Below are 21,918 nucleotides of genomic sequence, written 5' to 3'. Positions count from 1 at the left end.
GGCGCTCAGCCCATGCTCTTGGCGCCGTCCAGGGCCTCGCGGATGATGTCGGCGTGCCCGGCGTGCTGGAACGTCTCGGCGGCGATGTGCATCAGCACCATGCGGGCCGACCACTCCGCGTCCTGGAACCACGGCGCCTTCGGCAGCGGCTGGGTCGCGCCCAGGTCGGGCAGCGAGACGACCAGCTCGTCGGTCCGGCGCGCGACCTCCTCGTAGTCGGCGAGGACGCCGGCCAGGGTGTCGCCCGGCAGCATGCGGAACTCGTCGGCGCGGCGCTGGAAGTCCTCCTCGGTCATCGCGGTGAAGTCCGGCATGGCGGACGGGCCCCGCACGATGAACTCCGCCCAGCCCCGCTCCACCGAGGCGACGTGCTTGACCAGGCCGCCCAGGCACAGCTCGCTCGCGGTGGTGCGCCGCCCGGCCTGCTCGTCGGTGAGGTCGCGGGCCGGGAACCGCAGGAAGTGCCGGGCCTTGGCCAGCAGCGCCAGCAGATCGGCGCGCTCGCCGGTCGCCTCGGCAACGCCGTCGCGGGTCCCGCCGGCGATCGCGTGCTCGTTCATATCCGTACCTCCTGGTCTGGTCTTTCCCCTGGACAAGACCCACGCTACGGACGACAGCGGCCACTTCCTGACCTCAATTGCGGGACACTCGGAACCATGGCGAACACCAGCACCCGCACCCTGCGGCTCCTGTCGCTGCTGCAGAGCCACCGCTACTGGCCGGGCGCCGAACTGGCCGCGCGGCTCGACGTGTCGCCCCGCACGCTGCGCCGCGACGTCGACAGGCTCCGCGAGCTCGGCTACCCGGTCGAGGCCCGGCGCGGCGTCGACGGCGGCTACCAGCTCGCCGCGGGCGCCGCCCTGCCGCCGCTCGTGATCGACGACGAGGAGGCCGTCGCGCTGGCCGTCGGCCTGCAGGCCGCCGCGCAGGGCCCGGTGGACGGCATCGCCGAGCCGTCCCTGCGCGTCCTCGCCAAGATCGTCCAGGTGATGCCGGGGCGGCTGCGGCGCCGCGTCGAGGCGCTGCGCGCCATGACCGTCAGCGGCGGCTGGGGCGGCCCGGCGCGCAGCGACGTCGACCCGGACGTCCTCACGACCGTCGCGCTGGCCTGCCGCGACAGCGAGCGGCTCCGCTTCTCCTACACCGCCGCCGGCGGGCGCCGCACCGACCGGCACGTCGAACCGCACCGGCTCGTCTCGCTGGGCCGCCGCTGGTACCTGGTCGCCCACGACCTCGACCGCGCCGACTGGCGCATCCTCCGCGTCGACCGGATGTCGCGCCCGGACGGAACCGGCGCCCGCTTCCGCCCCCGCGACCTGCCCGCCGCCGACGTCGCCAAGTACGTCCGCGCCCGGCTGGACACCGCGCCCCGCTCCTACCGCGTCGAGGTGCTGGCGGACGCGCCCGCCGCGACGATCCGCGAGCGGATCGGGCGCTGGGCCGTCATCGACGAGGTCGACGCGGACCACTGCCGCGTGCGCCTCACGTCCGACTCGCTGGACTGGCCGACGGTGGCGCTCGGGGCGCTCGGCGCCGACTTCCGCGTCCTGCACCCGCCCGAGCTGGTCGACCGGCTCCGCGACTGGGCGGACCGCTTCCACCGCGCCGCGTCCCGCGCCCCGGACGGCGACTGACCGCTCCCGCTCCGGCGTACCGGCGGGACGGTCAGGGGGCGGTCAGCGCGGTCAGGCGGGTGGTGGCGTAGTCCCTCATCTCGTCGTCGTGCAGGGAATCGGCGACGTCGCGCGCCCGCTCGTACGCCGCGGCGGCCTCACCGGCATAGCCGAGGTCGCGGAGGCTGCTGCCGAGCTTGCACAGCGTCCAGCCCTCCATGAGACGGTCGTGGATCCGCGTGGCGACGCCCAACGCGGCCTCCAGCGCGGTCTTCGCCCGCTCGTGGTCGCCGTGGGCGCGCGCGGCGTCGGCCAGGTCGTACCAGGACCAGCCGGAGGTCGGCAGGTCGCCGACCTCCTCCGCGCGCCGCGCCGCGCGTTCGAAGAGCGACTCCGCGGTCCGGTACTCCTTCCGCTTCCGCGCGCAGCGCGCCCGGCCCCCCAGCGCGGTGAGCTCGATCTGCGGATGGTCCGGCGACGCCTCGATCGCCTCGTCGTAGCGGGCCGCGGCGGCCTCGACGTCGCCCCGCCGCACGGCCAGCTCGCCGAGGTTGCACAGGTTCCAGGCGCGCAGCGGGACGTCGCCGACCTCCTCGGCGATGGCGAGCGCCTCGGCGAATGCCTTCCCGGCCGCGTCGTCGTCCTCGCGGTGGCGGCGGCAGACGCCGAGGCCGTCCCACGCCCAGCCCTCGTCGCCGCGGGCGCCGACGGCGGCGGACGCCGCCCGCGCCTGCTCGAACAGGGTCTCCGCCCGGTCGAGCCTGCCCGAGCCCCGTGCCGCGTGCGCCTGGTCCAGCAGGCTGCTCGCCATCAGCACCCGGTCGCCGGCCGCGGCGGCGATGGCGTGCAGGCCGTACGCGATGCCTTCGGCGCGGGCGTGCTCGTGCTCCGCGCGCGCGCCGTGGTACGCGGCCTGGAGCAGCTCCACCTGCGGACGGCGGGTCACCGCCTCCTGCAAGGACCGGACGGACGGACGGTCCGCGGGCTCCTTGGCCAGCGCCCGTCCGACGATGTCCCGCAGCCAGTCCGGCAGATCGGACAGGTCCGGTTCCATGGTGAGGACCTGGTTGACGAGCGCCGGGATCGAGTCGGCGGGGAAGCAGGGCCGGCCGGTCGCCGCATGGGCCATCACGGCGCCCCAGCCGAACACGTCCGCCTTCCCCGTCGGCCTCCGCTCGGCCAGAAGCTCCGGCGCCATGTAGCGCAGCGTGCCGATCGGCATCGTCGTGATCCGGGTCCGGTCGAGGTGGTGGGCGATGCCGAGATCGATGAGGACCGGTTCCCCGTCCGGCATGATGATGTTGGCGGGTTTGACGTCCCGGTGGACCAGGCCCGCCTCGTGCAGGGCGTCCAGAGCACGTGCGAGGCCGAGCCCGAGGCGTCCGAGGTCGTCCGGCGCCAGCGGCCCCTCCGCCAGGATCGCCTCCAGCGGCAGCCCCTGGACGTACTCGGTGACCAGGTAGGGTTCCGGGCCCGTCAGGTCGGCGTCGACGAACGCGGCGACGTGCGGGTCGTCGACCTTCCGCAGCGCCTCCGCCTCCCGCTCGAACCGGGGGCGGCCGCTCTCGGCGGCGATGGCGACCCCGTTCATCGTCTTCACCGCGACGATCCGCCCGTCCGGCGCCCGCCCCAGGTGGACGGTGCCCATCCCGCCCGCACCGAGCTTCGTCAGCAGCTCGTAGCGCCCGAACCGTCGTGGGTACATCCGGCCCCCCGCCTCATATGCAAGGACATGTGCGGACAAGGTAGACCAGGTGGGAGCGGCGGCACCGGCGCCACGCCACGGAGCCCGGCCGGCCCCGTCACACGTCGATCTGCGACCCCATGTGGACGGTGCGCGTCTCGGGCAGCGCGAAGTACTCGGCGGGATTCGCGGCGTTGCGGGCCAGCGCCAGGAACAGCCGCTTGCGCCACCGGCGCATGCCGGGCGCGCGCGTCAGCCGCAGCACCCCGCGGGAGAGGAAGTAGGAGGCCTGGTCGGGGTCGAAGCGCATCTCGGCGTGCGGGAGCCGGGACGCCCGCCGCAGCTCCGCCGGGAGGTCCTGGTGGTCCTGGAAGCCGTGCCGCACCGTGACGTGGACGATCCCGTCGTCGCCGTACCCGAGGTCGTCGATGCTCAGCCGCTCCGCCTCCGGGACGTACGGCACGTTCTCCGACACCATCGAGACGATCACGACGTGCTCGTGGACGACGTGGTTGTGCTCGACGTTGGCGCGCAGCGCGATCGGCGTCGTCGTCTTGGTCGGGTGCGGGAACACCGCGGTGCCCGGCACCCGCCGGAACCCTTCGCGGTGCAGCATCTCGATGAACTCCGGCAGCGCGCCCTCCTTGGCCGTCCGGTGCTCGGTGACGATCTCGCGGCCGCGCTCCCAGGTCGTCATCAGCGTGAACACCGCGGCCGCGATGAGCAGCGGCAGCCAGCCGCCGTGCGTGACCTTGGTGAGGTTCGCGGAGAAGTAGGTGATCTCCGCGCCGCCGACGACGACCCCGGCCAGCACGAGCTTCCAGGCCGCCCACCGCCAGGCCGCCCGCGCGATGACGAGGAACAGCACCGTGGTGATCAGGAAGGTGCCGGTGACCGCCATGCCGTACGCGGTCGCCAGCCGGCCGGACGAGCGGAACGTCAGCATGAGGACCAGCACGCCGACGAACAGGACTCCGTTGACGGCCGGCAGGTAGACCTGCCCGATCTCGCGCGGCGAGGTGTGCCGGATGCGCAGCGGCGGCAGGTAGCCGAGCCGGACGGCCTGCCGCGACACCGAGAACGCCCCGGAGATCACCGCCTGCGAGGCGATCACGGTCGCGGCGGTCGCCAGCACGACCATCGGCAGCCGCGCCCAGTGCGGGAACAGCAGGAAGAACGGGCTGCGGACGCTGCGCGGGTCGTTGAGGATCAGCGCGCCCTGGCCGAGGTAGTTCAGCGTCAGCGCGGGGAACACGACCGCGAACCAGACCCGCCGGATGGGGCCCTTCCCGACATGGCCCATGTCGGCGTACAGCGCCTCCGCGCCGGTGATCACCAGGACGATCGCGCCCATCGCGATGAACGCGGTGTAGGGGTGGTCCGCGATGAACAGGACGGCATAGCCGGGCGACAGCGACCACACGATGGCCGGCCGTTCGACGATCTCCGCCAGGCCCGCCGCCGCCAGCGCCGCGAACCACACCAGCATGACGGGCCCGAACAGGCTGCCGACCCGGTGCGTCCCCCAGCGCTGCACCAGGAACAGCAGCGCCAGGATCGTCGCGGCGACCGGCACGACCACGTGCGACAGGCCCGGCGTGCTCACCTTCAGGCCCTCCACGGCCGACAGCACCGAGATCGCCGGGGTGATCACGCTGTCGCCGTAGAACAGCGAGGCGCCGAGCACGCCGAGCGCCATCACCACCGCGGACCGGCCCCGCACGTGGCCGTGGACCCGCCGGACCAGCGCCGCCAGCGCCATCACGCCGCCCTCGCCGTCGTTGTCGGCCCGCAGGATGAGCGTCACGTACTTCACCGACACGATCACCGTGATCGTCCAGAACACCAGCGAGATCACGCCGTGGACGTCGCCGTGGGTCGGGCGGACGGCGCCGTGGTCGATCGAGAACACCGTCTGCAGGGAGTAGAGCGGGCTCGTGCCGATGTCCCCGTAGACGACCCCGAGGGCGCCCAGCATCAGCGCCGAGCGCCCCCGCGCCTCGGACGGCGCGGTGCCGGCCGCCTCCCCCTGGTCGCCCATGAGCCGTTACTTATCCGGATGAGCGCCGGATAGGCATCACCGTTAACGGCAAGCGTTCACGACCCCTGCCGCAACACACCGTCACGGGATACGCAACCCGCGGAACGTCACCCGCCCGCGGACCTCGAAGCCGAGCCGCTCGTAGAGCGCGATCGCGCCGGCGTTCTCCTCGGCCACGTGCAGGAACGGGCGTTCGCCGCGCGCCTCGATGCGCGCCGCAAGCGCGCGCACCAGGCGGGCGGCGTGGCCGCGGCCGCGGCCGCGGGCCTCGGGCGCGGTGCAGACGGCGCTGATCTCCGTCCAGCCCGGCGGGCGGAGCCGTTCGCCCGCCATCGCCACCAGCCGGCCGTTCTCGCGGACGCCGACGTAGGCGACGAGCCGACGACCAGAATGCCACCGCCGCCGGCAACACCGTGCAGTGGGGCGACGCCCCGTACTCGTCCCTCGTCAGTGCTTGACGGTGTAGTGCAGGTGCAGCACGCGGGGCTCTGCGAGGCGTCCGTCGCTCCAGGCACGCGTACGGCGCGTGTCACGAGCAGATGCTAGGCGGGCACCGGCCGCCGCTGCAGCACGAACGCTGCCGTCCCATCGCCTTACCCCGAGCGCACCGCCGATGAGCCCTCCTGTCAGGAGTGGCGCTGCTCGGCGAGGATCTGCACCTCGCCCTCCCCGAACGTGTACGTGATCGTTGACCACGGCGACGACTCGTTGTCCTTCGCCTCGAGGACGTACGCGACCGGCTCCTTGTCCGCCTCCACCTCGTACCCCGCGGCCTTCGCCTTCGTCTGGGTGTTCTCCCACGCGGCGCGGGCGTCGCCTATCCGCATGGTGATCGAGTACTGCAGGCAGGGCACCCCGGCGACACCGGAGTGCGTCTCGGACTTGATGGTGGCGTTGTCCGGCAGCGGGATCTGGTCGCGCGGGCACTCACCACCCTGCGCGGGCGCCGAGGACGCGGTGGACGGCGTGACGCTGGGCTCCGACGACGTCGCGGCGCTGCCGGCCGGAGTGCTCGGAACCGTCGCGGGCGCCGAGGCGGCGACGTTCGTGTGGCCGCCTCCTCCACCGGAACCGCAGCCCGAAACCAGTGCGGCCGAAACGGCGACGATAACGACGAAGACTCCGCGAGGTGACAGCATGCCGTGATCCTAGGAAGGTGGTGACGGCCTGCGATACCGGGAAACACCTGGACTCACCGCCGACACCACCTGCCGCCGGTTCTCGGCCGCATGGTGACGATGTTTACAGATATGAGCAGCCGGACGTATGTTGAGGCGGCCGTGGTGTACGGGAAGCCGGTGCGGAACCGGCGCGGCCCTCGCCACTGTGATCGGGTAGCTCTGTCCGATATGCCACTGGGTCTTCGGGTCTGGGAAGGCGGACGGCGCGAAGTCCCGTCAGCCAGGAGACCGGCCGCGGCACCGACGTAGTCGTTCCACGAGGTGCTGGAAGGCGATCTCCTTGGCCCCACGCATGCGCACGGTCCTGTCCGCTCTCGAACGGCGGGACTGGGCCCGCCTCGCCGGGCTGCTCGGTGTCATCGTCGTGCTGCACGTCGCCGCGTGGGGCGTGCTCGTGCTGCTGGTGGCGCCGCAGCACTACACGATCGGGACCAAGGTGTTCGGTGTCGGGCTCGGCGTCACGGCCTACACCCTGGGCATGCGGCACGCGTTCGACGCCGACCATATCGCGGCGATCGACAACACGACCCGCAAGCTCATGGCCGACGGCAAGCGCCCCGTGTCGGTGGGGTTCTGGTTCGCGCTCGGGCATTCCAGCATCGTCGTCGTGATGGCCGCGCTCATCGCGGTGGGCGCGCACGCCGCCGGGACGCTCCTCGACCAGGACTCCGGGACGCATCGCACGCTGGGGCTGATCGGTACCAGCGTCTCCGGCGGGTTCCTCTACCTGATCGCGTTTCTCAACCTCCTCGCGCTGTTCGGCATCCTCGGCGTCTGGCGGGCGATGAAGCGCGGCGAGTTCGACGAGCGGGCGCTGGAGGCCAAGCTGGACCAGCGCGGCCTGCTCAACCGGTTCCTCGGGCGGCTGCTGCGCGCCATCACCCGTCCATGGCAGATGTACCCGATCGGGCTGGTGTTCGGGCTGGGCTTCGACACCGCCACCGAGATCGCGGTGCTGGTGCTGGCCGGCAGCGGAGCGGCGGGCGGCCTGCCCTGGTACGCGATCCTCACGCTGCCGGTGCTGTTCGCCGCCGGGATGAGCCTGTTCGACACCCTCGACGGCACGTTCATGAACTTCGCCTACCACTGGGCGTTCGCCAATCCCGTGCGCAAGGTCTACTACAACCTCACCATCACCGGCCTTTCGGTCGCGGTCGCCTTCGTCATCGGCACCATCGAGATCGTCGGCCTGCTCCATGACGACGCGGGCCTGGACGACCCGGTGACCAACTGGATCGCCGGACTGGATCTGGACAACGTCGGGTTCATCATCGTCGGTCTGTTCGTCGCGGTCTGGGCGGCGGCCATCGCGTACTGGCGGCTGGCCGGAGTCGAGCGGCGCTGGACGCCTCGGCCCGACGAACTCTGACGAGAACGCATCGGTGGCCGCCTTGGGTGGTCATGATTCCAGCAGGGCGCGGCCGACGTAGTCGCCGGGCGCCGTGGCGCCGCCGGGGACGGCGAAGACGGCGCTGGACTCGTGCCGGATGAACCGGGTGAGGCCGTCCGCGCCGTCGAGTTTGCGCTGCACCTGGATGAACCCGGTGGTGGGGTCGGCCTGCCAGGCGATGAACAGCAGTCCGGCGTCGGGCGCACCGTCGGCGCGGTGGCCGTCGTGGTAGGAGAACCCGCGGCGCAGCAGGGTGGCTCCGCCGTTGGACTCGGGTGCCGCGACCCGGACGTGGGCGTCGCCGGGGACGGCCAGCGTTCCGTCGGGTCCCGTCGCCGACAGGTTCACCGGTGTGGTCTCGGTGCCGCCGGACAGCGGGGCGCCGCTGTCCTTGCGGCGGCCGATGACCCGCTCCTGCCGGGCGGTGGGCAACCGCTCCCAGGTGTCCAGCAGCATCCGGATGCGCCGGACGACCGCGTACGACCCGCCGTTCATCCACGCCTCGGGGCCCGTCGTACGGGAGACGAAGATCTTGGCGTCGAAGCCGGTGTCGGACGGGCGCGGGTTGTTGGTGCCGTCGATCTGGCCCATCAGGTTGCGGACCGTCATCGGCCGCCGGGTGGCCCCCGGCGCGCGGTTGAAGCCGTTCATCTGCCAGCGCGCCTCGGCGGTGCCGGAGGCGGCGCGTTGCAGGACCCGCAAGGCGTGCACGGCGACGAGCGGATCGTCCGCGCCGATCTGGATCCACAGGTCGCCGCCGCTCCTGGTGCGGTCGAGCGCGTCGGCGGAGAACGGCGGTATCTCCACCAGCGCCGCCGGGAGGCGGCTCTCGAGCCCGGTCTTGGCGAAGAACGTCCGGCCGAAGCCGAACGTCACCGTCAGCGAGGACGGGCCCGCGTCCAGCGCGATCTGGTCGTCGTCACCGGGCGGCCGTCCGGCCGTCATCGCCTCGGCCGCCTGCGACCAGCGCCGCATCAGCGCGGCCGCGGCACGGCGGTCCGCATCAGGTCGCAGGTCGAACGCGATCAGATGCCCGCAGGCCTGCAACGGCGTGGCGATCCCGGCCTGGTGGCGTCCGTGAAAGGGGACCGCCGTGGCGCCGACGGTGCTCAGCGCGGGCTCATCGCGTCCGTCCGCTCCGCGGGCTGCGGCACCGGCCAGCCCACCGGCCGCAAGGCCGACGACTCCGGTTCCGCCCGCGATGCCCAGCAACCGCCGGCGAGACAGGAGCGATGCCGCGGCGGCGGCCCGAGCCCTCATACCTGCCCCCGGATCAGCGCGGGCAGGTCGGCCGCGTACCGCTGGGTCGTGGTGCCCGAGGTGTAGATGATGTGGACCTTGTCGTCCGCCGGGGAGAAGGCCAGGACCTCGGCGCCGTGCGTGACGGTGTAGCTTCCGTCGGCGTTCTTCACGGGCTCGTCCACCGACACGCCCACGCTCCGCGCGGCCTTCTGCACGGCGTCGAAGTCGCCGCTCAGCCCGGTGAAGCGGCGGTCGAACGCGGCGAGCCACTGGTGCAGCCGCTTGGGCGTGTCGCGGGCGGGATCGGTGGTCACGAAGATCACCTGAAGGCGCTTCTGGTCCGCTTCGGGCAATTGCTTCACGGCGTTGGCCAGGTCGGCCATCGTCGTCGGACACACGTCAGGACAGTGGGTGTAACCGAAGTACATCAGCGTCGGCTTCCCCGCCGTCCGCTTGACCAGGTCGAAGGGCTTCCCGTGGTCGTCGGTCAGTGTCAGTTCCGGCTTGGTCAGCGGACGGTCGAGCCGGACGGCGGTCCCGCCCGAAGGCGAGGCGGTCGCCGTCGTCGCGGTCGCATTACCGGCGGCTGAACCGCCGCACGCCGAGACGGTCAGGCAGACCGCCGCCAATGCACCGGCGAACCCGACAGTGGTCGGACGGGACGAACGGAAGGAAGCGCGCGAGAAGGCACGCATGATGGCCTCCGAAGGTGAGGAGACACCGCCGGCGGGCACTTCACGCGCGGCGGCGCGAACGTGGGTGAGGTCAGGCCGTTGACACGGCCGTGGAACGCCGGGTCACCGCGATCGCGGTGCGTGTCGACGACGGGTGAAATCTCCATCGCGGCCCCGGCGAGCAGAAGGCTCGACGCCGGCGGACCCCGCCGTGCCCGAGGGGCACAGCGGGGTTCGCCGAGAGCTCGTCACAGAAGCAATGCGAGCATCACCGCCATGCCGAAGGCCATGGCGCCGTGGCACCCGAGATCCCACGCTCCCTCGTCTCCTGCCTGCTCGCCCGCAGGCCCTTCCGCCGCCGCTCCGTCCGCGCGCGCGATGTCGAAGGCTCGGGCCAGCCACCGCAGGGTGAACGCCAGCATCAGGACGGCCAGGACCGCGGCGGCCGCCCGCGCACCGCCGTGCACGCTCATCGACGAGAGCCCCGAGCCACCCGACATGTCCATGCCGGCCATGTCCCCCATGCCGCCGCTGCCGCCGTGCCCGGACATCGCACCGGTCATCGCATGCACCATCCAGGCCATCGCGCCCATCACCAGCACATGGGGAAGCGCGGCGGGAAGCGCCCGGACGCGGGGTACCCCTCCAGGAATCACCACGGCGACCGCGACGAACCACAGCGCCGCCACGGTGAAGAAGACGACCTGCGGCCGCGCGGGAAGGTCCATCCCCCGCGGCCACACCATCGCGCCCATCGCGACGGCCATCGCGGCGTGCAGCGCGTGCGCGACGCGGCCCGTCACCTCGCCTTGCCCGGCGTGCCGACCGCCGTGCCCGGTGATCGCCCGCCACGTGCCGTAGAGCGCGAGCACGGCGAACAGGATGGTCAGCACCCAGCGCAGACCCGTGGCTGCGATCATCGGGCCACCGCCCCGCGCCGCCGCAGCGCGCCCACCGCGAGGTCCACCAGCAGGAACGCCAGCAGCGGCAGGCCGAACAACGGAAGGTAGTAGCCGAGGACGGCCGCGACCACCACGACCGGCGCGAGCACCCGGCCCGGTAGCCTGCGCCAGGCGCCCCTCGCGGGCGGGCGTCCCAGCGTGGGCCGCTGCGCGCGGGTGGGACGCCGCAGCCACCACATCCGGTAGCCCAGAACGAGCAGGGTGATGAGCGACAGCGCCAGCAGCGCGAGGACGATCTGATTGGCCAGGCCGAACAGCAGGCCCATGTGCGCGTCGATGCCCCAGCGCGTCAGCTTGGCGAGCAGCGGGTAGTCGGCGAACCGCAGCTTGGAGACCACCGCGCCCGTGGCGGGATCGACGGCCACCGAGTCCTGATGCTCCGGCCAGGAACGGGTGTTCTCCTTGACCACCCAGGCGGTGCCCGGCTTCTCCGGCGGCGTGATGACGAGCTTGCCGTGCAGGCCGGCGCCGCGGGCCGATCGCGCCACCGCCTCGATGCCGACATCCCGGCCGGCCGCCGCCGATCCCGAGGGCAGCTCGGTGGCCACCGATGGGGTGCTGCCGCCCATCTGGTCCTGGATCGCGCCGATGCTCATGCCGGCGTGCGCGGACCAGGTCAGCCCGGTCGCCGAGAGGCCCAGGAACCCGATCGCGGCCCACAGCCCGACCGCGCCGTGCCAGGACAGCACGCGGCGTCGTCCCCGGCCCGCGTCGCCCGGCAGCAGCGTGCGGCGCAGGCGCCGCCGCGTCCGCGGAGCGCCGAGCCAGAGCGCGAGGCCGCCGAGCACCTCGACCCACAGCCAGCTCGCCGCGAGCTCGCTGTAGTTGCGGCCGACGTCACCGAGGTGCAGCGTGCGGTGCAGGCCGTCCAGCCAGGCGCGCGCCGGGAGCCACTCGCCGTAGGTGCGCAGCGTGCCGAGCACCTTGCCGTTGTAGGGGTTGACGAAGGCGGTCTTGCTGTAGCCCTCGGGCAGGCCGGGGGCGTCCATGACGACCCGCGTGCTGTCGGAACGGCCAGGGCCCGGGGTGACCGACACCAGAGTGCCGCCGGGCACCGCACGGGTACCGGCCTCGACCTGCTGGGCGAGCGGAACCGCCCTACCGTGCGGCGTGACGGTCAGTTCGTGCTTGTACATGATGGATTCGACCTGCGGGGCCGTCGTGTAGAGCAGCCCGGTGAACGCGGTCACCAGCAGGAACGGTCCGATGAGAATGCCCGCGTAGAAGTGCAGGCGCAGGAGGGCGGGCCGGATCCGGCTCCACATTCCCGATCCGCTCCCGTCGAGCGGCGCTCCCCGGCTGGAATCGGCGGCCTCCCGCGGCGCCGGGACGCCCACCGGTCTCGGCGACGCGTCCCTCGCCTGGGCCGGTTTCTGGTTCGTGGTCATGACTCGTTCTCCTCGTCGTGCTCCGGGCACCGGCACGTCTCGCATCACACGCGGGCAGCCCATCCGGGCATGCGGTCATGTGGTGCGGCGTCAGAGCCCAGCGCCGTAATCACGGCCTGGGCGATCCGGGTCGCCGGTGCCGCCGCCGATCGCGGCGTCCGGGCACGCGATCAGGCGGAGGGTGAAAGAACCGGGCGGTCAGGCCGCCCGTACGTTGCTCGCCTCGACACACCCATGGGCGGGCCGCGCCGGATCACCGCGTGGTGCAGCAGGACGATCTGGTCCGGCTTGCCCCGTGCCTCGGCGCCACGGGCGTGCGGGCGCATCGGAGGCAGGGGCAGGGCGGGAAGCCGCAGGAGAGCCGCGTCCAACAGCCTGGCCAACGGACCGCTGAGCACGCCCGTCACGCGCCGCGAGACCCGCTCCAGCGACCACAGGGCGCGGTCCCCGTGGTGCAGCAGCCAGCCGAGCAATGCGGCGGCGACCAGGTGCGCGGCGAACATCGTCGGCCCGGGCATCAGCGACGGGCCCATGTTCATGCCGGCCCCGTGCGCCGGCATCGCAGGCATCGCCGAAGGTGACGCGCCGGGCTCCGGGCCCGCCCCGTGACACTGTCCGAGGGCGAAGAGCACGTGCAGGAGGAGCTGGCCGCACAGCAGCGCCGCGATGATGCCCGGCCTCGACCGCTCCCGTCCGGCCAGCGGCGTCACCAGGCACAGCGTCAGCAGCCACCCGGCGAGGACGGACCACCACGAAAGCCCCGCGCCCGAGGCCGATGCGTGCGCGCAGCCCGATACCGACACGCAGACGACCGAGAACGCCGCCGCGCGCAGCAACCGCATTCCCTGGTCGGCGACGGCCGGCTCCGTCGCTCCTGCGGCCGGGGGCTCTGTCATCGGGGCAGGTCCATCCTCCGTGGGCTCATCGAGCGGGCGGGCTCAGGAGTGGCCGCCGGGCGGGACGACGACGGCGGTGACGCGGACCGTCCCGCTCCGGCGGAACACCAGGGTGAACGGCACGCGCTCACCGGCGGTCAGGGGATGGGTCTGCTGGATCATGACGTCGGTGGTGAACGGGGTCATGCGGATGGTGCCGTGAGCCGGCACGGTCAGCGTGTCGATCATCACCATCGAGCCGGAGCCGTCGTGGTCGGCCTGCCTTCCGATCATGGTGACGACGGAGGCGGAACTGCGGACCGCGACCAGGACGTCGGACGCGTCGCCGCTGTTGGTGAGCGTGAAGAAGGCGGACGTCTGCGGCGCCATCGGCACCATCACCCAGGCGTCGCTCACCCGGACGTCCGCGGGCCGACCGGCGCGGCCGGTCATCGTCCAGGCGCTGAGCGAGCCGAGGGTGACCGCTCCGGCCAGAAGCGGGGCGATGGCGGCCCGGAAGACGCTCACCGGCGCCCCCCGCGCAGCAGCCGCAGGCTGTTGACCGCGACGAGCAGGGAACTGCACGACATCGCGGCGGCGGCGAGCATCGGATTGAGGCGGCCGACCGCGGCGAGCGGGACGGTGACCACGTTGTAGGCGAACGCCCACGCCAGATTCATCCTGATCGTCCGCGCGGTGCGGCGGGCGAGGGCGATGGCGTCGGCGATGCCGCCGAGGTCGGGGTGGACGAGCGTGACGTCCGCGGCGCCGATGGCGGCGTCGGTGCCGTCGGCGACCGCGATGCCCAGGTCGGCGCGGGCGAGCGCGGCGGTGTCGTTGATGCCGTCGCCCGCGACCGCGACCGTCCGGCCGTCGGCCTGCAGGCCCGCGACGAGGTCGGCCTTGCCGATCGGGTCGAGGCCGGCGCGCAGGTCGGCGACGCCCAGCCGCCGCGCGACGGTCCGGGCGGGCGCGGGGCGGTCGCCCGTGGCCATGATCGTTCGCAGTCCCATCCGTTTCAGCCGCCCGACCAGCCCGTCCGCTCCGGCGCGCAGGCCGTCGCCGACGGTCAGCACGGCGAGCGGCCGCCCGTCGGCGGTCACCACGACGCTGGTGTGCCCGCGTTCGTCGGCGTCGCCGACCGCGTCGCGCAGCACGTCCGGGAGGGTCTCGGGATCCTCGCAACGGCCGACCGCCACCGCACGTCCGTCGACCTCGCCCCGCACGCCCCGGCCCGGCTCCGTCACGGCGTCGGCCGCCGGCGACGGAGTGCCGTACGGGACGGCCGCCTGGCGCACCGCCCTCGCGATCGGATGCTCGGACACCGACTCGACGGCCGCCGCCGAGCGCAGGACCTCCCCCGTGTCCTCGCCGGGCAGCACGCTCACCGCGAGCACCGGCATGGCGCCGGCGGTGAGGGTGCCGGTCTTGTCGAGCACGACGGTGTCGATGCGTCCGAGACGTTCGAGCACCTGCGGGCCGCCGACCAGAACGCCCCGGCGCGCTCCGGCCCCGGTCGCGGCGACCAGCGCCAGCGGCGTCGCCAGCCCGAGCGCGCACGGGCACGCGACGACCAGGACCGCGATCGCGGCGGTCAGCGCGGCCCCGGTGTCCGCGCCCGCGCCCCACCAGAACCCGAACGTGGTCACCGAGACCGCCAGCACCATCGGGACGAACACGCCGGCGATCTGGTCGGCGCGGCGCTGCGCGCTGGCCTTGCCCGTCTGCGCCGACTCCACCAGTTCGGTGATCCTCGCCAGGCGGGTCCCGGCGCCGACCGCGGTGGCGCGGACCACGAGGGTGCCGCTCAGGCTGGTGGTCCCGGCGGCCACGCGGTCGCCGGGTCCGCATTCGGCCGGGGCGCTCTCGCCGTTGAGCAGGTGGGTGTCGACCGCGGAGCTCCCTTCGACGACGATGCCGTCGGCGGCGATCCGCTCGCCCGGCTCCACGACGAACCGCCCCCCGACGGCGAGGTCGGCGATCGGCGCCCTGCGACCGTCCTCCAGCCGGACGTCCCGGGCGGCCAGCGACGTCAAACCGGTCAGGACGGACCCGGTCCGCCGCCGGGCGCGCGCCTCGAGGAAGCGGCCGAGCGAGACGAACAGCGGGACGCCGACCGCCGCCTCCAGGTAGAGGTGGGCGGTCGCGTCCTCGGGAGTCGCGGTCCAGGCGAAGGACATGTGCATCCCGGCCATGTCCGCGCCGCCGGCGTACAGGGCGTACACCGACCAGCCGAACGAGGCCAGCACCCCGAGGCTGAGCAGGGTGTCCATCGTCGCGGTGGCGTGCCGCAGCCCGGCCGCGGCACGCGCGTGGAACGGCCACGCGCCCCAGGTCGCGACGGGGGCCGCCAGGGTGAAGCAGAGCTGCTGCCAGTTGCGGAACTGCAGCGCCGGAACCATCGACAGGACGATCACGGGAACGGCAAGCAGAGCCAGGATGACGAGACGGTCGCGGGCCGCCCGATCCGCTGACGGTCCCTCCTCGGCGCCCTGCCCGGCGGCCGGACGCTGCGGCACTTGGGCTCGGCCGGTGTATCCCGCACGCTCGATCGCGGCCAGCAGGTCGTCCAGCGACACCGAAGGCGGATGATCGACCCGCGCCCGCCCGGTCGCGAGGTTGACCGCCGCCGTCACCCCCTCGATGCGGCCGAGCCGTTTCTCGACCCGCGACACGCACGCCGCGCAGGTCATCCCCTCGATGGTCAGATCGGTGGTGCTCACGGCATGTCCATCCCGGTCATGCCGTGCGAGCCCTGGTCGGGCGGCGCCGAGTCGGCGGCGCCGGGCGCGACCCGGTGCATCCCCGGCCCGACGGGACCGGCCAGCCGACCGGTGAAGAAGGCCGCGGCGAACAACGCGGCGAGCAGCACCGCGAAGCCGGCCAGTTGGAGCGGCGGACGAACGTCCGGCGCGGATTTCAACGTCATACGGAGTCCTCCAAGGAAGAGCGAGAACGTCGCCGCCGTGACGCCGCCATCCCGGTCACAGGTCGTGACCCACGTAGGTGTACGGACCGCGCCACCCATCCGGTTCGGATCGGAAGCAGCGCGACGGGCCCGCGCCTCTGCGGCGGCGGGCGGGCGATGTGACGACGAGGGCCGAGGCGCTCAGCCCGGTCGGGTCAGACCCGGGCGAGAGCGCGCGGCGGCGAAGGAGGACCGCGGCGGACGAGCACATGCCGCAAAGCGGTCGTCTCTGGAGGCGGTTCGTCCTCGCCTCTCCCGGTGGCCACGGCGAGCGGCCCGACCACCGGGGCCACCACGTGCCCCAGCAGCAGGACCAGGACCTGGAGCGCGCGTTCGACCAGGAAATCGGCGATCACCATGAGGGCGCGCCACAGCGCCCGCTCCCCCGCGTACAGCCAGCCCGCGGCCACCGCTCCGGCCAGCGCGTGGGCGGCGAGCATCCCCACGGACATGCAGGCGCCGTGGCTCACGCCTGCGTCACCGACCTGTGCGGCCTGCATGCCGGCCATATGCGCTCCAGCACCGTGCGTTCCGGCCGCCGGAGGCCACGGTTCTGATGCCGGCGATGCGCAGAAGCTGAACCACGAATGCAAGGCGAACTGGACGACCTCTACGGCCAGCAGGATCCACCACGCCGGACGCCGCCGGTCCGCAAGGCAGTACCCGACGCCGCCCACACCGGCCAGGGCGGCGCATCCCGCCCAGAAGGGCGCCGGTCGTTCGGCGAACATGTCATGCCCCACCTGGGACACCACGACGCACACCGCGGCGAATGCCCCGGCGCGCATCAGGCGGAACCATCCGGGAGGACGCATGACCTCGCTCGAAACCACGGCGGTACTACGCGGACATTACACCGGCCGCTTCGACGCTTTCCGTGGGCCCCCAGCCACCGACTACAAACCGTAGTACATTGCGGACCGCAACGGTGAACCGCGGAGCGGCCGTCCGCGTACCACCATCGATCACCGGTTGAGCGGACGCGCCGTCGCATCGGCGCGTCCGGCGGGAGGTTCCAGATGAGCGACCTGTCGATCTCGGTGTCCGGCATGAGCTGCGGGCACTGCGCTTCGGCCATCAAGGAAGAGCTGTTGCCGCTGCGCGGCGTCCAGGACGTGCGCGTCGACGTACCCGCGGGTCTCGTCACGGTCGTCGGCGCCGGAGACGTCGAGGAGTCGGCAGTGCATGCGGCGATCGCCGAGGCCGGCTACCAGGTGGTCACCTGACCCCCGCCCCGGTTACCCGACGGTCGGGCTTCGGCGTTCGAGCAGCACGACATCGCGCCATCGGCCGTGCAGGCGGCCGAGTCGGCGGCGGGTGCCCACTGTGCGGAACCCGGCCTTGGTGTGCAGGCGGAGGCTCGGGGTGTTCTCGGGAAAGATACCGGTCTGGATGGTCCAGATGTCGTCGGCCTCGGTGGCGGCGATGAACACGGTCAGCAGGGCCGCGCCTATGCCTTGGCCGCGGGCGTGGGGGCTGATGTAGATGCTGTGCTCCACCACCCCCGCATAGCAGCAGCGGTCGGAGACGTGGCCGGCTGCGATCCAGCCGAGCACGTCGCCACTCGGCTCGGCGGCGGGGTCGGTCGCGACGAATCGGTGGCGATCGAGCTTGGCCGCGTCGAATTCCTGCCAGGTGGGGGCGGTGGTCTCGAAGCCGGCGTTTCCGGTGTCCAGGCCGTGCTGGTAGATCGCCAGTACCTGGTCGGCGTCGTGGCGTTCCATGGCGCGGATGGCGATGCCGAGGGGCCTGCGCTGGGGGCGTGGCATGGCGTTCTTCCGGTCAGCCGCGGGTCGGCGGCTTGGATGATGGCGGGCGTCGGGCATCAGGCGTCTCCTTGGGGCGGGCAGGCCGCCGCGGCCGGTGCGGGGCGTCCCATGACCAAGTCGGCGGCAGTGGGGAAGCACTCCACGCACGCGGTGTTGATCCGGTAGAAGCGGGAGGTGCCGTGCCGGTCGACCAGCACGAACCGGACCTCGGCCAGCACCTTCAGGTGTGCGGACACCGTCGACTGCCCGACGTGGACGGCGTCGACGATCTCGCCGACGTTCATCGGCCGCCCCTGCCGGGCGAGCAGGGACACGATCTGGACGCGCGTCGGGTCGGCCAGCGCCTTGAACCAGGACGCGTACTCGGTGGCGGTCGGCCGGTCGAGCGGCCCTTTCCCCTCTTTCATCGTCCATCGACGATAGACGATGAACCAGACCTGGGGAAGACCGGCGCGGTCACTCGTCGGCGGGCAGGAGTTCGGCGAGCAGGGCGCGAACGCGGGCGTCGATCTCGTCACGGATGGGCCGGACGTTCTCGATCGGCCGGCCGGCGGGGTCGTCAAGCTGCCAGTCCAGGTAGCGCTTGCCGGGGAACACGGGGCAGACGTCGCCGCAGCCCATGGTGATGACCACGTCGGCGGCCTGGACGGCTTCGCCGGTGAGAGGCTTGGGGAACTCCTTGGACAGGTCCAGGCCGAGTTCGGCCATCACCGCGCGGACGGCGGGGTTGATCTCGTCGGCGGGCGCGGACCCGGCCGAGCGGACGCGGACCCGTCCGGCGGCGTGGTGGTCGAGCAGGGCGGCGGCCATCTGGGAGCGTCCGGCGTTGTGGACGCACACGAACAGCACCTCGGGCACATCGGCGGTCTGGGTCATGGGGTCTCCTGCGGGGTGAGGCGGCGGCGCAGCGCCAACTCGAAGTTGTTGCCGGCGGCGGTGAACGCCAGCGTCGCCAGCGCGATCCGGGCGACGTCCCACGGCCGTCGTCCTGGTGGGCGACCTGGATGTCCGGTTCGGCGCCGGTCACGAAACGGCCGCGGTGACGCGCGGCCCCAGGATCGCCGACAGCCGCTCAAGGACGCCGGGGTTGAGCCAGTAGTAGACCCAGGTCCCGCGCCGCTCGGAGTCGATCAACCCGGCCTGCTTGAGCACCTTCAGGTGATGGCTGATGGTCGGCGCCGTGAGGTCGAACGCGGCGGTCAGGTCGCATACGCACGCCTCGCCGCCCTCGTGGCAGGCGATCAGCGACAGCAGACGCAACCGGACAGGGTCGGCGAGGGCCTTGAACAGCGGCGCCAGCTCGGCCGCCTCGGTCTCGCTCAACGGCTCGCAGACCAGGGGCGTGCAGCACGCTCCCTCGGCGTCGGCGGAGTTCACGATCGGCAGCCGCTGGTTAGACATGCCTCTAATTTGACATCCATCTATGCACGGATGCAAACTCGGGCCACGGGCTGCTTAGACAGGCATCTAAACAGCGACCCGGAGCCGGCACCGCCCACGACCCGAGGAGGAACCGCATGTCCCGCGTCCAGCTCGCTCTGCGCGTGTCCGACCTGGAAGGCTCGATCGCCTTCTACTCCAAGCTGTTCGGCACCGAGCCGGCCAAGCTCCGGCCGGGCTACGCCAACTTCGCCATCACCGAGCCGCCGCTCAAGCTCGTCCTGATCGAGGGCGAGGCCGACGAGCCGACCCGCATGGACCACCTCGGCGTCGAGGTCGAGGGCTCCGGGCTCGTCACCGACGCGACGAAGCGTCTGACGGACGCCGGCCTCGTGACCCTGGAAGAGAACGACACCTCGTGCTGCTACGCGCTGCAGGACAAGGTCTGGGTCCACGGCCCCGGCGGCGAACCGTGGGAGGTCTACACGGTCAAGGCCGACGCCGACACCCTCGGCAAGAGCGCTGCCGACTCGGCGGACGGCGACGCCTGCTGCGGCACCTGGACGCCTTCGACAAGATCCGCAACCGTTCGAAACCCGACTCGATCCGCGCCGTCTGATGCCTTGTGGCTCCTCGGGCGAGTTCCCGGGGAGCCACCGGCCCAGCCTCGCCGCCCGGTTGCCGATGACGGCGCCCGCACGGACAGGACGGCGCCCCGTTGGAGTCACTGAGGCGAGGTCGCACCCTTACAGCTGGGTGTAGACCGTCTTGGTCTGCATGTACGACTCGATGCCTTCGCGGCCGAACTCGTGACCCCAGCCGGACTGCTTGTAGCCGCCGAACGGAAGAGCATGGTCGTAGACCAGCTGGCAGTTCAGCGTGACGGTTCCCGCCTGAAGACGCTTCGCAAGACGGTGAGCACGGCTGATGTTCTGGGTGTACACGCTGCCCGCCAGCCCGTAGCTGGTGTCGTTGGCCAGCGCGACGGCTTCGTCATCGTCGTCGAACGGCAGGACCGTGACCACCGGCCCGAAGATCTCCTGCTGGTAGAGCCGCATCCCGCGGTCGACGTTGGTGAGCACGGTGGGGTGCACGAAGTATCCGCGCCGGTCCAGCCGGTGCCCGCCGGTGATGACCTCGACGCCGTCGCGCTTACCCTCGTCGACGAAGCCCATGACGCGGGTGAGCTGCTTGGCGCTGATCAGCGGGCCGATGACGGCTCCGTCTTCTTTGGGGCCGCCGAGCTGCAGGGAGTTGGCGATTCCCGCGAGGCCCTCGACGACCTGGTCGTAGGAGCTGCGCTGGACGAAGATGCGGGATCCGCAGACGCACCCCTGGCCGGAGTGGACGAAGATGCCCATCGCCGCGGAGAAGATCGCCGTGTCCATGTCGGCGTCGTCGTAGATGAGCACGGGCGACTTGCCGCCCAGCTCCAGCATGACCTTCTTCAAGTTGCCCGAGGCCGCCTGCACGATCTGCTTGCCGACCTCGGTCGAGCCGGTGAAGGCGATCTTGTCCACGCCAGGGTGCGCGCTCAGTGCCGCGCCTGCGGTGTGCCCGTATCCGAGCACGAGGTTCACCACGCCTTCGGGGACGCCCGCTTCCGCGAGGATCCTCTCCAGGACGAGCGCCGACAGCGGTGTCTCCTCAGCCGGCTTGACGACGCTGCTGCAACCGGCGGCGAGGGCCGGGGCGAGCTTGGCGCACGCGTTGAAGATCGGGCCGTTCCAGGGGAAGATCAGCCCCACCACGCCATAGGGCTCCTTGAGTGTGTAGGCGTGCAGGTCGGCCTGCGCGCCGGTGATCCCGGCGGTCATCTGGACGTCGAACGCGCTGCCCTCGGTCTTGGTGCACCATCCCGCGTAGTAGCGGAACATCTCGGCGCAGGTGGGCAGGATCATCTCCGCCGCGATCAGCGGCATTCCGGTGTTGAGCGAGTCGAGCCGGTTCAGCTCGTCGGCGTTCTCCTCGATGAGGTCAGCGATACGCCACATGATCTTGGCTCGCTCGCGGTCCGGCATGCCGGACCAGACGCCCGACTCGAAGGACGCCCGGGCCCGCGCGACCGCCTCGTCCACGGCTTCGGCTCCGCCGTCGGTGAACTCGGTGATCTGCTCTTCGGTCACGGGGTCGATGACCGGGATCACCTCCCCGGAACCGGGACGCTTGCTTATGTCGTCCAGTACCGATCGCACAGTCATCCGTGCCTCACTTCCCTCACGCCATGGAGCCCGATCAACTCGTCGACATACTTCATTCTTCAAAATGAGAATGTCATTCTCTACGGTTCATCGCCAACTATGCCACCGGGCCCGAAGGCGGGCAAGAGACTCCTCACGGGGCCCATCGCCGTATCGGCAGGACGGCAGGACGGCAGCAAGGACGCTGGTCCAGCCGTTCCAGCAGGATCTCCAGACCTTGTCCACAGGTGGCCGAGCTACGACCGATCACGCGCGGGCGGCCCACAACAGCCGCTCGTCTCCCGGGTCACCAGCCCTTGTCCTGGCGGTACCCGGTGCTCGATCCGCTTCGTGTCCCGTCGGCCGGACCCCAGAAGCGAGGCATCACGTGCAGGTCACCGACCCGACCGCCCTCTACCGCCTGCGTGACGGCGCCTACGCCGCCGACCTGCTGATCGCGGCCGTCACCGGCCTGGACCTGTTCTCCTGACTCGCCGAGCGGGAGACACGGTAAATGCTGGTCCACGGCCGAACTCCCGGACTGACCCGCAGCACGCCCCAGCGACCTGCA

General features: G+C 72.1%; 21 protein-coding genes, 2 pseudogenes and 1 riboswitch. Of the genes and pseudogenes, 4 read left to right on the top strand and 19 right to left on the bottom strand.

The window, feature by feature from the left end:
• Positions 1–5: 5 nt before the first annotated feature.
• Complete coding sequence (locus F8568_RS36970; protein WP_151598285.1) at positions 6–560, bottom strand: DinB family protein; 555 nt, start codon at positions 558–560, stop codon at positions 6–8.
• 96 nt (positions 561–656) lie between these two features.
• Here F8568_RS36970 and F8568_RS36965 point away from each other — a divergent pair, with 96 nt between their 5' ends.
• Positions 657–1,634 (top strand): helix-turn-helix transcriptional regulator, encoded by a 978-nt coding sequence (locus F8568_RS36965; RefSeq protein WP_151598284.1) that lies wholly within the window; start codon positions 657–659, stop codon positions 1,632–1,634.
• A 31-nt stretch (positions 1,635–1,665) separates the two neighbouring features.
• On the opposite strand, the gene F8568_RS36960 is transcribed toward F8568_RS36965, so the two are convergent.
• The 4 genes and pseudogenes from F8568_RS36960 to F8568_RS36945 all read right to left on the bottom strand — a co-directional run bounded on the left by F8568_RS36960 (position 1,666) and on the right by F8568_RS36945 (position 6,477).
• Positions 1,666–3,318 carry a protein kinase domain-containing protein gene (locus F8568_RS36960; RefSeq protein WP_151598283.1) on the bottom strand — a complete coding sequence of 551 codons (1,653 nt, stop codon included), beginning with the start codon at positions 3,316–3,318 and terminating at the stop codon, positions 1,666–1,668.
• A gap of 97 nt (positions 3,319–3,415) precedes the next feature.
• Complete coding sequence (locus tag F8568_RS36955; protein ID WP_151598282.1) at positions 3,416–5,338, bottom strand: potassium transporter Kup; 1,923 nt, start codon at positions 5,336–5,338, stop codon at positions 3,416–3,418.
• A gap of 81 nt (positions 5,339–5,419) precedes the next feature.
• Positions 5,420–5,728 (bottom strand): annotated as a pseudogene (locus tag F8568_RS36950) (GNAT family N-acetyltransferase); the annotation flags it as partial.
• Positions 5,729–5,964: 236 nt separating this feature from the next.
• A complete protein-coding gene (locus F8568_RS36945; protein WP_151598281.1) occupies positions 5,965–6,477 on the bottom strand; it encodes a hypothetical protein in 513 nt (170 codons plus the stop codon).
• A gap of 125 nt (positions 6,478–6,602) precedes the next feature.
• A riboswitch (cobalamin riboswitch) is annotated at positions 6,603–6,770 on the top strand.
• A gap of 29 nt (positions 6,771–6,799) precedes the next feature.
• Here F8568_RS36945 and nicT point away from each other — a divergent pair.
• Positions 6,800–7,888 carry a Nickel transporter NicT gene (gene nicT / locus F8568_RS36940; RefSeq protein WP_236009863.1) on the top strand — a complete coding sequence of 363 codons (1,089 nt, stop codon included), beginning with the start codon at positions 6,800–6,802 and terminating at the stop codon, positions 7,886–7,888.
• A gap of 30 nt (positions 7,889–7,918) precedes the next feature.
• On the opposite strand, the gene efeB is transcribed toward nicT, so the two are convergent.
• From efeB to F8568_RS36895, 9 genes are all read right to left on the bottom strand, one after another.
• Positions 7,919–9,169 carry an iron uptake transporter deferrochelatase/peroxidase subunit gene (gene efeB, locus F8568_RS36935; RefSeq protein ID WP_151598280.1) on the bottom strand — a complete coding sequence of 417 codons (1,251 nt, stop codon included), beginning with the start codon at positions 9,167–9,169 and terminating at the stop codon, positions 7,919–7,921.
• Positions 9,166–9,846, bottom strand: a complete 681-nt coding sequence (locus tag F8568_RS36930; protein ID WP_151598279.1) for an SCO family protein — start codon at positions 9,844–9,846, stop codon at positions 9,166–9,168. Before F8568_RS36930 ends, efeB begins: the two co-directional genes overlap by 4 nt.
• A gap of 227 nt (positions 9,847–10,073) precedes the next feature.
• Positions 10,074–10,745 carry a DUF5134 domain-containing protein gene (locus F8568_RS36925; protein WP_151598278.1) on the bottom strand — a complete coding sequence of 224 codons (672 nt, stop codon included), beginning with the start codon at positions 10,743–10,745 and terminating at the stop codon, positions 10,074–10,076.
• Positions 10,742–12,175 carry a PepSY-associated TM helix domain-containing protein gene (locus F8568_RS36920; RefSeq protein ID WP_151598277.1) on the bottom strand — a complete coding sequence of 478 codons (1,434 nt, stop codon included), beginning with the start codon at positions 12,173–12,175 and terminating at the stop codon, positions 10,742–10,744. The genes F8568_RS36925 and F8568_RS36920 overlap by 4 nt, the downstream gene beginning before the upstream one ends.
• 170 nt (positions 12,176–12,345) lie before the next feature.
• Positions 12,346–13,071, bottom strand: a complete 726-nt coding sequence (locus F8568_RS36915) for a hypothetical protein (RefSeq protein ID WP_151598276.1) — start codon at positions 13,069–13,071, stop codon at positions 12,346–12,348.
• 42 nt (positions 13,072–13,113) lie between these two features.
• A complete protein-coding gene (locus F8568_RS36910; protein WP_151598275.1) occupies positions 13,114–13,578 on the bottom strand; it encodes a copper chaperone PCu(A)C in 465 nt (154 codons plus the stop codon).
• Positions 13,575–15,773: a heavy metal translocating P-type ATPase gene (locus tag F8568_RS36905; protein ID WP_328601185.1), complete on the bottom strand. Its 2,199-nt coding sequence runs from the start codon at positions 15,771–15,773 to the stop codon at positions 13,575–13,577. Before F8568_RS36905 ends, F8568_RS36910 begins: the two co-directional genes overlap by 4 nt.
• Positions 15,770–15,979 carry a hypothetical protein gene (locus F8568_RS36900; protein ID WP_151598274.1) on the bottom strand — a complete coding sequence of 70 codons (210 nt, stop codon included), beginning with the start codon at positions 15,977–15,979 and terminating at the stop codon, positions 15,770–15,772. Before F8568_RS36900 ends, F8568_RS36905 begins: the two co-directional genes overlap by 4 nt.
• Before the next feature lie 194 nt (positions 15,980–16,173).
• Positions 16,174–16,806, bottom strand: coding sequence for a hypothetical protein (locus F8568_RS36895; protein WP_151598273.1), 633 nt, complete (start codon positions 16,804–16,806; stop codon positions 16,174–16,176).
• A gap of 231 nt (positions 16,807–17,037) precedes the next feature.
• Between F8568_RS36895 and F8568_RS36890 the strand changes: the two genes are divergently transcribed.
• A complete protein-coding gene (locus F8568_RS36890; RefSeq protein ID WP_151598272.1) occupies positions 17,038–17,244 on the top strand; it encodes a heavy-metal-associated domain-containing protein in 207 nt (68 codons plus the stop codon).
• A 12-nt stretch (positions 17,245–17,256) separates the two neighbouring features.
• Here F8568_RS36890 and F8568_RS47515 read toward each other — a convergent pair whose 3' ends face one another.
• The 4 genes from F8568_RS47515 to F8568_RS36870 all read right to left on the bottom strand — a co-directional run bounded on the left by F8568_RS47515 (position 17,257) and on the right by F8568_RS36870 (position 19,188).
• Positions 17,257–17,844, bottom strand: coding sequence for a GNAT family N-acetyltransferase (locus F8568_RS47515; RefSeq protein WP_236009861.1), 588 nt, complete (start codon positions 17,842–17,844; stop codon positions 17,257–17,259).
• Entirely contained in the window at positions 17,844–18,194 is a 351-nt protein-coding gene (locus tag F8568_RS47510; RefSeq protein ID WP_151598271.1) for an ArsR/SmtB family transcription factor, read from the bottom strand. Before F8568_RS47510 ends, F8568_RS47515 begins: the two co-directional genes overlap by 1 nt.
• Positions 18,195–18,243: 49 nt before the next feature.
• Complete coding sequence (locus tag F8568_RS36875) at positions 18,244–18,663, bottom strand: arsenate reductase ArsC (RefSeq protein WP_151598270.1); 420 nt, start codon at positions 18,661–18,663, stop codon at positions 18,244–18,246.
• Positions 18,664–18,810: 147 nt separating this feature from the next.
• The gene (locus F8568_RS36870; RefSeq protein WP_151598269.1) at positions 18,811–19,188 is read right to left on the bottom strand and encodes an ArsR/SmtB family transcription factor; all 378 of its coding nucleotides are present in this window, start codon (positions 19,186–19,188) and stop codon (positions 18,811–18,813) included.
• 116 nt (positions 19,189–19,304) lie between these two features.
• On the opposite strand from F8568_RS36870, the pseudogene F8568_RS48955 reads away from it, so the two are divergent.
• Positions 19,305–19,724 (top strand): annotated as a pseudogene (locus F8568_RS48955) (ArsI/CadI family heavy metal resistance metalloenzyme); the annotation flags it as partial.
• 189 nt (positions 19,725–19,913) lie between these two features.
• On the opposite strand, the gene F8568_RS36860 reads toward F8568_RS48955, so the two are convergent.
• Positions 19,914–21,368, bottom strand: a complete 1,455-nt coding sequence (locus F8568_RS36860; RefSeq protein WP_151598267.1) for an aldehyde dehydrogenase family protein — start codon at positions 21,366–21,368, stop codon at positions 19,914–19,916.
• Positions 21,369–21,918: the final 550 nt, after the last annotated feature.

Source organism: Actinomadura physcomitrii (assembly GCF_008923205.2).
Taxonomy (GTDB): domain Bacteria; phylum Actinomycetota; class Actinomycetes; order Streptosporangiales; family Streptosporangiaceae; genus Spirillospora; species Spirillospora physcomitrii.
The sequence above is the reverse complement of the archived record's forward strand: the minus strand, read 5'-3'. Positions and strand labels throughout refer to the sequence as shown.